Raw genomic sequence first — 13,312 nt, forward strand, 5'->3', positions numbered from 1 at the left:
CATCGACCATGACCAACGAGTTGGGCGACATCGGATTCGGGTATAGGCCCCGCGCGGCCTACGCCAGCGATCCGGCGCGCTCGCGCGGGCGTCTGTTCGAAGAGGTCGAAAGCCCGACCCGCACGCCCTTCCAGCGCGACCGCGACCGCATCATCCATTCCACCGCGTTCCGGCGGCTGAAGCACAAGACGCAGGTCTTCATCGCCCATGAAGGCGATCATTATCGCACCCGGCTGACCCATTCGATCGAGGTGGCGCAGATCGCACGCGCCCTGGCGCGGGCGCTGCGCGGCGACGAGGATCTGGCTGAAGCGGTGGCGCTGGTCCATGACTTCGGCCACACGCCTTTCGGCCACACCGGCGAGGACGCCCTCAACGAGAAGATGGCTGATTGGGGCGGCTTCGACCACAACGCGCAATCGCTGCGCATCGTGACAAGGCTGGAAGCGCGCTATGCCGAGTTTGACGGACTGAACCTGACCTGGGAAACGTTGGAAGGCCTGGTCAAGCACAATGGTCCGCTGACCGATGCAGACGGCAAGGGCCTGAAGGGGCCGGTGCCGCAGGCGATCCGCGACTATTCGGAACTGCACGACCTCGAACTCGACCGGTTCGCCGGCATCGAGGCGCAGTGTGCTGCCATCGCCGACGATATCGCCTACAACACCCACGACATCGACGACGGTTTGAGGGCGGGGCTGCTGACGCTGGACATGCTGAAGGCCGTCTCGCTGCCGGGGACGATCCTGGAGGGGGTGCGCGCGCGCTATCCCAATCTCGACGAGGTGCGCACCGGCCACGAGCTGATGCGGCGCCAGATCACTGCCATGGTCGAGGACGTGATCAGGTCGACCACCGCCAATCTGGAACGCACCGGGCCGCGGAGCGCCGATGCGGTGAGGGCGGCGGGCGAGACGATGGTGACCTTTTCCGCCGAAATGGCCGTCGCCGAGAAAGAGCTGAAGGCCTTTCTCTACAAGCACCTCTACCGGCACAAGGAAGTCATGCGCGTGCGCGCCGATGCCGAGCGGATCGTCAGGGACCTGTTCGACGTCTATTTCGCCGACCCGCGCGCCATGCCGGACGGCTGGCGCGAAGGGCTGGACCGGGCCGAGGATCGCATCAAGGCGCGCAGCGTGGCCGACTTTCTGGCGGGGATGACCGACACCTACGCGCTGAAGGAACACCGGCGTTTGTTTGACCGTACGCCGGATTTGAGCTAGGGCGGGCTCGATTTTGCCGGCCAACAAGCCGGATTCCCTGCAAAGCCGCCAGAGTCATACCCATGAACATCTTCGCCGACTTCACCGCGCGAATCATAAAAGCCGTCGAAACGCTTGATCTGAAAGACAATGACGGTGTTCCGCCCGACCTGTCGCGCATCGCCGTCGAGCCGCCGCGCGATGCCAGCCATGGCGACCTCGCTACCAATGCGGCGATGGTGCTGGCCAAGCCCACCGGCCAGAACCCGCGGGCGCTGGCTGAGCGCCTGGCGCTCGCGCTGCGGGACGACAAGGATGTCGCGGCCGCCGAAGTCGCGGGCCCTGGCTTCGTCAATTTGCGGCTCAAGGACGGTTTTTGGCAGGCACATCTCACGACGCTTCTAGGCGAGGGCCGCAATTACGGCCGCTCCAGCATCGGCGGCGGCAGGAAGGCCAATGTCGAATATGTATCGGCCAACCCGACGGGACCAATGCATGTCGGCCATTGCCGTGGCGCGGTGGTTGGCGATGCGCTTGCCAATCTGATGGCCTTTGCCGGCTTCGACGTGACCAAGGAATATGTCATCAACGACGCCGGCTCGCAGATCGACGTTCTCGGGCGCTCGGTGATGCTGCGTTATCGCGAAGCGCTTGGCGACGAAATCGGCGAGATCCCGGCCGGGCTCTATCCCGGCGACTATCTGGTCCCGGTCGGGCAGGCGCTGGCCAAGGAATTCGGCCGGTCCTTGCTGCAGATGCCGGACGAAGAGGCGCTCGCCATCGTCAAGGACCGCACCATCGACGCGATGATGGCGATGATCCGCGAGGATCTGGCGCTGCTCAACGTGCATCATGACGTGTTCTTCTCCGAACGCACGCTGCACGCCGACAATGCCAGGAAGATCCGCTCGGCGATCAACGACCTGACGCTGAAGGGCCATATCTACAAAGGCAAGCTGCCGCCGCCCAAGGGCGAGAGGCCGGACGACTGGGAAGATCGCGAACAGACCCTGTTCCGGTCGACGGCGGTCGGTGACGACATGGACCGGGCGCTGGTCAAGTCGGATGGTTCGTTCACCTATTTCGCCGCCGACGTCGCCTATCTCAAGGACAAGGTCGATCGCGGCTTCGTCGAGCTGATCTATGTGCTCGGCGCCGATCATGGCGGCTATGTCAAGCGGCTGGAAGCGCTGGCGCGGGCGATCGCCGGCGACGATGTGAAGCTCACGGTTCTTCTGTGCAACCTGGTAAAGCTGTTTCGCGATGGCGAGCCGGTGCGCATGTCCAAGCGGTCCGGCGATTTCGTGACGCTGCGCGAAGTGGTGGAGGAAGTCGGACGCGACCCCATCCGCTTCATGATGCTCTATCGTAAGAACGATGCGCCGCTCGATTTCGACTTCGCCAAGGTGACCGAGCAGTCCAAGGACAATCCGGTGTTCTATGTGCAGTACGCTTCGGCGCGCTGCCATTCGGTGTTCCGGCAGGCGAGCGAGCAATTGGGCGAAGCGAATTTCGATCGCAACAGCCTGGCGGCCGCCGTGGCGTTGCTGACCGACGAAGGCGAGATCGGCCTGATCAGGAAACTCGCTGAATATCCACGGTTGATCGAGTCGGCGGCACTTGCGCTCGAGCCGCATCGGCTGGCATTCTACCTCTACGATCTGGCCTCAAGCTTCCACGGGCACTGGAACCGCGGCACCGATAATCCGGACTTACGTTTTGTTAAGGTTAACGACCGACAATTGACGCATGCCAGACTAGGGCTGGTGCAGGCTGTTTCGGATGTCTTGACGTCCGGCCTGACGCTGATCGGCGCCGCCGCGCCCACCGAAATGCGTTAGGTTTGACTAAAAAACCTGTCACCTTTTGCCCACATTGCGCTGGTAAGGGCCAACCCTGCGCGACGTCCATGGCGTCCGAATGAGTGCGAGTTCGGGAACAATAATGGCAGACAGAACCCAGCTGAGAATAGCCGACAACAACGACATCGCCAACGATGATCCGTTCGCGGAACTGACCAGGATCATGGGGTTCGACCCGCGCCAGCCGGTCAGGCCCCAGGCGCCCGCCCAGCCGAAAGCCGCCGCTGATCAGCAGGCGCAGGAGGCCGATTTCGACATCGATCTCGAAAAGGAATTGATGGGCGACTTCGACTTTGCCGAAGGCGACGCAGCGACCGTCGCCGATGTTGATGAGCCGGCCTTCGATGCCGCCGCTACCGACGGCACGGATGACGAACTCGCCATGGCGTTCGACGACATGCAGCTCGACGATGCGCATGGGGTCGATGACGCAGCTGTCGTCGCCGAGGCCGCGCCAGTTGTCGATCCCGCTTTCGATACGGATTTCGACGATGCGGTAGCCAGCTCCCTCGATGGCGTTTCGCCGCTCGATGACGATCTGCCCATGGCGGACGAGCTTGCGGCATCGCTCGATCAGGACTTCCGGCTTGATGACGCGATCGATGCGGCCGAGCCCGCCCTGGCCGCCGAAGTGGCGGAGCCTGTCGCGGAGCCGGCCGTCGACCATGAATTCGACGATGGCTTTGCTCTTTCGCGCGAAGACGAACTGATGCTCGATGGTCACGTGGCGGAGCAGCAGCCTGAAGCGGCCGCGGCTCCGGTCGAGCCTCCCGTCGAGGCGGAGCTGAACGCGAACCAGGCGTTTTCCGAAGAGGATTTTGGCGATCGCTTTGATGACGCCACGGCTTTCGACGACGCTTTGGCGGATATCGATTTCGATCTGGCTGCCGATCACTCGGTCGCGACCGATGCGCCCGTGGCTGCGGAGACGGATGCGCTTGACGCGCACGACGTGACCGCCGAGACGGCCGATGCGCACGAAATGGATGACGTGTTCGCCAAGGCGACGGATGCGGAAGGCGAGGCGGCAGACCTGGCCGCCGACGAGCCACTCGACGATGCTTTCGAGCAGGACTTCAACGACGCGCTTGCCGAAGCGACGGACGAGCCGGCTGCCGAGCCTGAGGCTGCCACCGTTCAGCCGACCGCCCCGGCTATGGCCGAACCGGTCCATGCCGCTGCCGACGAGCGTAGCCTTGAAGACGAGTTGAACGCGCTGTTGGGCGCTATGAGCGCACGCCCGGCGCCGGTGGCCAAGGAGGAGGTCGCGGTTCAGCAGCCTGTCGCCGCGACCGCGAAATCCGACGAAGAATCGGCGGCCGGTGACCTCGACTGGAACCTGGACGAACCTGCGGCGGCGCAGCAGCATCAGGCGGTCTCGACCGCTGACGTCGATCTTGACGATCTCATGCTCGATGAGCTTCAGGATCAGGACCTCGGCGCGCATGCTACTGCCTCTGAGGACGATGATTTCGAAGCGGAACTCGCCGCAAGCATCGACCTGGCCGAAGGCATCGACCTGGATGAAGGCGTCGCCGCGGATCCCGCCGCGCCGGAAACTTTCCGCGACGATCCCCTCGATTGGCTGACGACGCAGTCCACGCCGCCCGAGCCGGCCCGCTCGTGGAGCCGGGTTACGCCGGTCCCGCAGCCGCAACAGGCGAGTTTTACCGCCCAGCCGATGGCTTCGGCGGCCCCCATGGCCGCGGCGCCGGCTGCCGCGGTCCCGACCTATCGTGCGGCTGAGCCTGCCGCTTATGCGGCGCCGGCCGCCGCGCAGCGCGAGCAGTCCCCTTTCGATGACGAGATGCCCGACGTCGAGACCGTCGATGTGCCGGAGCGCGTCGTGGCGCTTCAGGATGATCTCGACATTCCGGAATTGCACTTCGAAGAGGACGAGCCGGCCGCGCCCGGCTACGACGATCTCGACGCCGAATTCTCCAATCTGCTGACCGAGATGAATACAGTGGATGTCGCCGCGGCTCCCGCAAACGCCAGCGCGTCCTATGCCGACGACTCCTACAATCCCGGCTTCAAGTCGGGATACGATGCCTTTGAACCGGGCTATGAGGCTCTCAAGCCGGGCTATGAGACGCTCAAGCCGGGCTATGAGGGGCTCAAGCCGGGCTATGAGGGGCTCAAGCCGGGCTATCAGCCCGAGGCGCGCACCTACGCGGCACGGCCGGCGGAAATGTCTGCCCGCGCGACAGCGCCGGCAGGTTATGCCGACGCCACCAATGGCTTCGACGTCGACGACTTGCCCGGCAGCCAGCCGGGTTCACAAGCCGACGAGTTTGCGGTCGACGAGCTCGACTACGATCCCGAGTTGGATGAGGCGATGTCGGTTCCTGGTCTCGCCGAACGCGAGGCCGGCGGGTCACCGCGCAGGCGCGGCCTGTTCATCGCCGCCATTGTCGGTGCGGTCGTTGTCGCCGGTGGTCTCGGCGCGTTCGCGCTGTCTCTGGGCGGCGAGGGCGGCAGTGACGCCCCGGTCCTGGTCAAGGCCGACAACGCACCGATCAAGGTCAAGCCGGAAAACCCGGGTGGTGCGGTGGTGCCGAACCAGGACAACAAGGTCTACGACGCGGTGGCCAAGGGTGCCAGACCCGCCGAGCCGGTCCAGCAGAAGCTCGTCACCAATGTCGAGGAGCCGGTCGATGTGGCGGCGAAAGATCCGGCTCGCGCCGTCGATCTCTCGCCCGACCAGACCGCAGCCGCCGTGACGGACGGCGACAGCGGCAATGCTTCAACCGCCGTTGCGGCGCCAGCCGACAACGCCGCGCCCGCAGCCAAGTCCGAGGACCGCATCGCGCAGGTTCTCCAGGATGCCGACAAGGGAACGAATCCCGACGTCGTCGCCGTGGCGCCGCGCAAGGTCAGGACCATGGTGGTCAAATCGGACGGGTCGCTGGTGCCGCGTGAGGATCCGGCGCCCGCCGCACCGCAAGTGGCTGCCGTGGAGCCGGTCGATCCGGCGCCGCAACATGTCGCGCCGTCGGCTCAGGCCGATGCCGATCAGACCGGCACGGTGGCGCCGGCCGCCGCACAGGCGGACGATGAGCCGGCCTTGAAACCGGTGGCCGAGCCCAAGACGGAAGCCAAGGCCCAGTCGGCCAACACGCCGGCCAAGGTTCCGGTCGCGCCGCAGCGTCCGTCCGACCAGCCGGTCGACGTGGTCGGCGAGGTCAAGCCCGATCAGGTTGCCTCCATCAGTCCGGCGGCGCCCTCGACCGGCGGCGGTTCGTGGTCGATGCAGATCGCCTCGCAGCCGACGGTCGAAAGCGCGCAGTCGACCTATCAGGACCTGCAGCGCCGCTACGGCGGCGTGCTTTCCGGCCGCACCGCCAACATCGTCAAGGCGGAGATCGCCGGCAAGGGGACTTTCTACCGCGTCCGCGTGCCTGCGCAGTCGCGCAACGATGCCATCAATCTGTGCACCAGCTACAAGGCTGCCGGCGGCAACTGTTTCGTGTCGAGGTAGTTATTCACCTCCCGTGCTGGAGGAGAGCAGTTCGAAAACCGGCGCGGCATCAACGCCGCGCCGGTTTTCTTTTGATTTTTCGACGTGATTCCCTTTGGCCGCGGAAGATTCTAGACTCGTCGGCATGACCGAATCAAAATCCATGATCCTTGGCTGTGCCGGGAAATCGCTCACCCGCGAAGAAATCAGTTTCTATCGCAATGAATGCCCGTGGGCGTTCATCCTGTTTGCCCGCAACATCGGCGAGACCGAGCAGATCCGCGATCTGGTCGCCGAGATGCGCGACTGCATCGGGCGCCCGGACGCGCTGGTGTTCATCGATCAGGAAGGCGGCAGGGTGCAGCGCCTGCGGCCGCCGCTGGCGCCGAACTATCCAGCCGGCGGCGCGCTCGGTGCGCTGTGGCGCGACGACCACGACGCCGGAGCCCGCGCCGCCTGGCTGATGGCGCGGCTGCACGCTTTCGACCTTCTGCGCTACGGCATCACGGCGGATTGCCTGCCGGTGCTCGACGTGCCGATCGAAGGGGCGAGCGACGTCATCGGCGCGCGCGCCTATGGCAAGGAGCCGCGCCCGGTTATCGAGCTCGGTCGTGCCGCGGCGGAAGGCCTGATGTCGGGCGGCGTGCTGCCGGTCATGAAGCACATTCCCGGCCATGGCCGGGCCTTCGCGGACACGCATTTCGAATTGCCTGTCGTCGACGCTTCGATGAGCGAGCTGCAGCGGCACGATTTTGCGCCGTTCAGGGAACTCAACCACCTGCCGATGGCGATGACCGCGCATGTCGTCTACAGCGCGATCGATCCCAAGAACCCGGCAACCACTTCCGGCAAGGTCATCGACGAGGTCATTCGCCGCGAGATCGGCTTCGATGGGCTCTTGATGAGCGACGACACCTCGATGAAGGCACTTTCTGGGGATTTCCCGACAAAGGCGGCCTCGATCCTTGCGGCCGGCTGCGATCTGGTCCTTCACTGCAACGGCGTTTTCGAGGAGATGGCGGGCATCGCATCGCGAACCAAAGGGCTTGAGGGCAAGTCGCTGGAGCGCGCAAACCGGGCAATGACCTATATAGAAAAACGCGACGCGGCTGAAGAAACCGAGATACGCGCCGAATTCGCCACCTATTTCGATGCGGTGGCCTAGCAAGAGGACGTGACAGGACAAGTGGCGGAAACATTGGAAAGCAAGGCCGCGAAAGCCGCACCGATGGACCGCCTGTGGGCCGAGAACGGCGATTCACGGCTGACGGGCGACCCGTCGCTGGTCGTCGACGTGGCTGGCTTCGAAGGCCCGCTCGATCTCCTCCTGCATCTCGCCCGCAACCAGAAGGTCGATCTGGCGCGCATCTCCATCCTGGCGCTGGCCGAACAGTATCTGGCTTTCGTCGAGACGGCGAGGGCACTGAGACTGGAGCTCGCCGCCGATTATCTGGTGATGGCGGCGTGGCTCGCCTTCCTCAAATCGAAGCTTTTGATTCCAAAGCAGCCGGGAGAAGAAGGCGAAAGCGGCGAAGAACTGGCGGCGGTGCTGCAATTCCGGCTCAAGCGGCTGGAAGCCATGCGCGATGCATCGGCGCGGCTGGTCAACCGTAACCGCCTCGGCCGCGACGTGTTCGCGCGCGGCATGCCGGAAATGGTCATCATCGAGAAGCGCAATGCCTATTCGGCGTCGCTCTACGATCTGCTCACCGCCTATGCCCAGCAGCGGCAGAAGCAGGCAATCACCAATGTCACGATCGCTAGGCGCGGCGTCTGGTCGCTCAAGGACGCGCGCGACATCCTGACCAGGCTGATCGGAAGCTTGCGGGACTGGACGGCGCTCGACAGTTTTCTCGTCCGATACTTGTCCAGCCCCGAAGAGCGGCGCACCGCGATCGCCAGCTCGTTCGCGGCGACATTGGAACTGGTGCGCGAGGGCAAGATGGATGTGCGGCAGGACGAGGTGTTCGCGCCGATCTATCTGCGCGACCACCGCGCACAGGCAATCAAGGCAGTCGAGGTGGCATCATGAGCGAACGCGCCAACGCTTCCGTTATCCCGTTCAAGATGGACAACGAGCCGGAGGAGGGCGAGATCGACCAGGCTTCGGTTCAGAATCCGGCCCAGAATCCGGCGCAGAATCCCGCCGAGCGGCTGCATATGGCGGAGGCGGTGCGCATGGCCGAGGCGATCGTTTTCGCCAGCGCCGAGCCGGTCAGCGAAAAGCAGTTGGCCGCGCGCCTTCCCGATGGCATCAACATCGCGCTCGCGATGGCCGAACTGCAGCAGATCTATGCGCGCCGCGGCGTCAACCTGGTGCGGGTCGGCGATGCCTGGGCGTTTCGCACCGCCGGCGATCTTGCCTTCCTGATGAGCCGTGACACCGTGCAACAGCGCAAGCTGTCGCGCGCGGCGCTCGAGGTTCTGGCGATCATCGCCTATCACCAGCCGGTGACGCGCGCCGAGATCGAGGACATCAGAGGCGTCGAAACCTCGAAAGGCACGCTGGATACGCTCTTGGAAACGGAATGGGTGCGCATGCGCGGCCGGCGCAAAACGCCCGGCCGTCCCGTCACCTATGGCACCACCGAAACCTTCCTCGACCATTTCGCGCTCGAGGAAATCCGCGATCTCCCCGGCATGGAGGAGTTGAAGGGCGCCGGCCTGCTTTCGGGCCGCATGCCGTCGAATTTCTCCATTCCGCAGCCGCCGGCCGATCCGGATGCGCTGACCGAGGACGAGGATCCACTGACCGATATCGATCTCGAGGAACTCGGCCTGCTGACGCCGCGCGTCACGGAAGATTGACCGCAAGCCTCTGTTCCTGGAGGCTTTCCCGGGCTAGATGCGCCGATTGGTAGCGGACCGCATCGCCGAAAATGCGTGACATCCGACACCCTTTCATAAACTCTGTCGCGGTTGTGTTTGAATCCCAACGCGAAAACGCATAGATCATCGCCAGGGAAACCATTCGAGAGAGAGTTGCTATGGGTTCATTTTCGATTTGGCACTGGATGATCGTGCTGGTCATCGTGCTTCTGGTGTTCGGCCGCGGCAAGATACCCGAGCTGATGGGCGACATGGCCAAGGGCATCAAGAGCTTCAAGAAGGGCATGGCCGACGACGACGTTGCCGATGACAAGCGGACCGTCGAACATCGCGCCGACGAAACCGTTTCGGCAGCGAAGGAAAAGGCCAGCAAGAGCTGAGCCAAGGGTTGTTGCTTTGTGCGTGTCGTTGTCCCAAAACCGCTTCGCACTTTTGGGCGGCATGCATTAGTCGGAACGGATAGCCATGTTTGAAGTCGGCTGGACCGAAATGCTGGTGATCGCGATCGTCATGATCGTGGTCGTCGGGCCGAAGGATTTGCCCAACATGCTGCGCACATTCGGCCGCACGACGGCGAAGCTGCGTGCCATGGCCGCCGATTTCCAGAAGCAGTTCAACGAGGCACTGAAGGAAGCGGAGCTCGACGACGTCAAGAAGTCGGTCGACGAGCTAAGGGGGCTCAGCCCGGTTGCCGAGATCAGGAAGCAGCTCAATCCGTTCGAGCAGGCGGCCGCCGATGTGCGTTCCGGCGTCGACGCGGCGATGAAGCCGAAGCCGGCCGCCGATACGGCAGCGCCCGCCGGCTCGGTACCGCAGTCGGCCGAACCTTTGAAGAACGGCGCGACCACCATGGCGGGGCCCAATGACCCCGATGTCACGCCCGCCGCGCCGATTTTCCCGGTCATGACCGACGAATCGGTGGTGGCGTCTTCAGTGCCGACAGAGCTGACGCCAAAGGCACCCGCGGCAGGGAAAGCGGCAAAGCCTGCGTCTGCCAGGGCTTCGGCGAATGGCGCAAAAGCCTCCGCGCCTGCGAAAGCGGCGAGCGCCAAGGCCGCGCCAGCATCCAAAGCGCCGGCGAACCCCGTGGCGGCGTCAAAGGCTGAAAGCTCCAAGGCTGCCAAACCGGCAACAGCCAAGGCGGCCACGACCAAGGCCGAGGCGAAACCGGCTCCGGCGAAGAAGCCGGTTGCCAAAAAGACGGCGGGAGCCGCCAAGTGAGCGTTTCGGACAAGGAAAAGGACGAGATCGAGAAATCGTCGGCGCCGCTGATGGAGCATCTCATCGAGTTGCGCCGGCGGCTGATCTGGTCGCTCGGCGGTTTCTTCGTCGCCTTCCTGGTCTGCTTCTTCTTCGCCAAGAAGCTGTTCAACCTGCTTGTCGTGCCGTTCAAATGGGCGACCCAATGGGCGGGGCTCGACCCACACAAGGTCGAGCTGATCTACACCGCACCGCAGGAATTCTTCTTCACCCAGGTCAAGCTCGCCATGTTCGGCGGCATGGTGATCGCCTTTCCGCTGATCGCCACGCAGATCTACAAGTTCATCGCCCCCGGCCTCTACAGGAACGAGCGCAACGCCTTCCTGCCGTTCCTGATCGCGTCGCCCATCCTGTTCCTGATGGGCGCCTCGCTGGTTTATTTCTTCTTCACGCCGATGGTGATGTGGTTCTTCCTCGCCATGCAGCAGTCGGGCACCAACGATCAGGTGCAGATTTCGCTGCTGCCGAAAGTGTCGGAATATCTCAGCCTGATCATGACGCTGATCTTCTCCTTCGGGCTGGTGTTCCAGCTGCCGGTGGTGACCAGCCTTATGACGCGCGTCGGCATGCTGTCGTCCAAGGCGCTGGCCGAGAAACGCAAATGGGCGATCGTCATCGCTTTCGTCGTCGCGGCGGTGCTGACGCCGCCCGATCCGATGAGCCAGATCGGGCTCGCCATCCCGACCATCCTGCTCTACGAGGTCGCCATCTGGTCGGCCAGGCTGATCGAGCGCAGCCAGGAGCGCGAACGCCTGGCGCGAGAGAAGCAGCAGTCCGAGGAAGAGGTGGCGGAAAAGCCGGCGGACGCATCCTCCACATAGGCAAGGCGCGTCGCCCCTGCGGGCTGCCGGGCTCGGAAATCGATTCGCGGTCCGACGCCGATAGGAATTTTTTCTTGACTTCCTGCCCGCCACTATGGTAGATATTTGCCTATGGTGCTGATTTGCGCCAACCACCCGCCGCCGAGGCGGGTTTTTTATTTTTGGACTGTCGCGCTATCCCTCACCAGTCGAAAGCGGGCTCGCGGCCCTGCCGTCACCCAAGCCCGATCTTGCATCGATCAGAGATGCGGTTTACCCCCTCTGGCCTGAAACGCATCGCGAACCGGCGATGCGTTTCAGGCTATATTCTTGAGCATATCGTAGCGCAAACCGCCGTGCGCTTTGGCGGCAAGCTACCGCAGGAGCTTTCAGACCATGCTTGACATCAAATGGATTCGCGACAACCCGAAGGCCCTTGTCGAGGCGCTGGCGAAGCGCTCCTGGTCGGTCGAGGAAGCGCGGTCCACCGTCGAGGACCTGATCGCCAGGGACGAGGCGCGGCGCGAACATGTCACCGAGCTGCAGACCAAGCAGGAACGCCGCAACGCCGCCTCGAAGGAGATCGGCAACGCCATGCGCTCGGGCGATGCGGCCCTTGCCGAAAAACTGAAAGCCGAAGTCGGCGAGATAAAAGCCTTCATCCAGAACGGCGAGGCGCGCGAACGCGAGCTCGACAAGGCGCTGAACGACGCGCTGGCGGTGCTGCCCAACGTGCCGCTCGACGACGTGCCGGTCGGCAAGGACGAGCACGACAATGTGGTCAAGCATATCGTCGGCGAGGTGCCGACTCGCCCGAACTGGGTGAAGGAGCATTTCGAGATCGGCGAAGCTCTCGGCATGATGGATTTCGAGCGTGCGGCAAAGCTGTCCGGCTCGCGCTTCACCGTGCTGAAGAGCGGGCTGGCGCGGATGGAACGCGCGCTCGGCCAGTTCATGCTCGACCTGCACACGACCGAGCATGGCTACGAGGAAGTCATTCCGCCGCTGATGGTCAAGGACGATGTTCTTTTCGGCACCAACCAGCTGCCGAAATTTGAGGAGGATCTGTTCTTCACGCCGCATGGAGACGGCAGGCTTGGCCTGATCCCCACCGCCGAAGTGCCGCTCACCAACCTGGTGCGCGAGGAGATCACCGCGCATGAGAAATTACCGCTGCGCTATACGGCGCTGACGCCGTGCTTCCGGTCGGAGGCAGGCTCCGCCGGGCGCGACACGCGCGGCATGCTGCGTCAGCACCAGTTCTACAAGGTCGAGCTGGTGTCGATCACGGACCAGGAGTCCTCGCTGGCAGAGCACGAGCGGATGACGCAATGCGCCGAGGAAGTGCTGAAGCGGCTCGGCCTGCCTTTCCGCACCATGGTGCTGTGCACCGGCGACATGGGCTTCGGCGCGCGCAAGACCTATGACATCGAGGTCTGGCTGCCCGGCCAGAACGCCTATCGCGAAATCTCGTCCTGCTCTGTCTGCGGCGATTTCCAGGCGCGGCGCATGGACGCCCGCTACAAGGACAGGGATGGCAAGGGCAATCGCTTCGTCCATACGCTGAACGGCTCGGGCACCGCTGTCGGGCGCGCACTTATCGCCGTCATCGAAAACTACCAGAACGAGGATGGCAGCGTAACCATTCCTGAAGTGCTGCGGCCTTACATGGGCGGGCTGGAAAAGATCGAATCATCGAAGTGACTAGCTTGGCAGTGTCGCATTCCTTCGCGCCCCCCTCTGTCCTGCCGGACATCTCCCCCACTAGGGGGGAGATCGCCCTCTCATCCCGGCTTTCGCCAATTATTGGCGTAACAAGGAAGTCGGCGGTCATGGAACTGCCGATCTCCCCCCTTGTGGGGGAGATGGCCGGTAGGCCAGAGGGGGGCGCCATAGAGC

Annotated in this window: 10 protein-coding genes; all 10 read left to right on the forward strand. The window is 63.9% G+C overall.

Annotated elements, in window-relative coordinates:
• The first annotated feature begins 8 nt into the window (after nt 1-8).
• A complete protein-coding gene (locus LB551_RS17365) occupies nt 9-1,223 on the forward strand; it encodes a deoxyguanosinetriphosphate triphosphohydrolase (RefSeq protein WP_224659967.1) in 1,215 nt (404 codons plus the stop codon).
• A 62-nt stretch (nt 1,224-1,285) separates the two neighbouring features.
• Nucleotides 1,286-3,043, forward strand: coding sequence for an arginine--tRNA ligase (gene argS / locus LB551_RS17370; protein ID WP_140551454.1), 1,758 nt, complete (start codon nt 1,286-1,288; stop codon nt 3,041-3,043).
• Nucleotides 3,044-3,146: 103 nt separating this feature from the next.
• Entirely contained in the window at nt 3,147-6,545 is a 3,399-nt protein-coding gene (locus LB551_RS17375; RefSeq protein WP_224659968.1) for an SPOR domain-containing protein, read from the forward strand.
• Nucleotides 6,546-6,669: 124 nt separating this feature from the next.
• Nucleotides 6,670-7,689, forward strand: a complete 1,020-nt coding sequence (gene nagZ, locus LB551_RS17380; RefSeq protein WP_140551456.1) for a beta-N-acetylhexosaminidase — start codon at nt 6,670-6,672, stop codon at nt 7,687-7,689.
• Between the two features lie 63 nt (nt 7,690-7,752).
• Nucleotides 7,753-8,556 (forward strand): segregation and condensation protein A, encoded by an 804-nt coding sequence (locus tag LB551_RS17385; RefSeq protein WP_224660003.1) that lies wholly within the window; start codon nt 7,753-7,755, stop codon nt 8,554-8,556.
• Nucleotides 8,553-9,332: an SMC-Scp complex subunit ScpB gene (gene scpB, locus LB551_RS17390; protein ID WP_224659969.1), complete on the forward strand. Its 780-nt coding sequence runs from the start codon at nt 8,553-8,555 to the stop codon at nt 9,330-9,332. The genes LB551_RS17385 and scpB overlap by 4 nt, the downstream gene beginning before the upstream one ends.
• Before the next feature lie 179 nt (nt 9,333-9,511).
• Nucleotides 9,512-9,733 carry a twin-arginine translocase TatA/TatE family subunit gene (locus LB551_RS17395; protein WP_015317533.1) on the forward strand — a complete coding sequence of 74 codons (222 nt, stop codon included), beginning with the start codon at nt 9,512-9,514 and terminating at the stop codon, nt 9,731-9,733.
• Between the two features lie 85 nt (nt 9,734-9,818).
• Nucleotides 9,819-10,574: a Sec-independent protein translocase protein TatB gene (tatB, locus tag LB551_RS17400; protein WP_224659970.1), complete on the forward strand. Its 756-nt coding sequence runs from the start codon at nt 9,819-9,821 to the stop codon at nt 10,572-10,574.
• Nucleotides 10,571-11,434, forward strand: a complete 864-nt coding sequence (tatC, locus tag LB551_RS17405; RefSeq protein WP_140551459.1) for a twin-arginine translocase subunit TatC — start codon at nt 10,571-10,573, stop codon at nt 11,432-11,434. Before tatB ends, tatC begins: the two co-directional genes overlap by 4 nt.
• A gap of 375 nt (nt 11,435-11,809) precedes the next feature.
• A complete protein-coding gene (gene serS / locus LB551_RS17410) occupies nt 11,810-13,117 on the forward strand; it encodes a serine--tRNA ligase (protein ID WP_224659971.1) in 1,308 nt (435 codons plus the stop codon).
• Nucleotides 13,118-13,312: the final 195 nt, after the last annotated feature.

This window comes from Mesorhizobium sp. BR1-1-2 (assembly GCF_020165435.1).
Classification (GTDB): domain Bacteria; phylum Pseudomonadota; class Alphaproteobacteria; order Rhizobiales; family Rhizobiaceae; genus Mesorhizobium.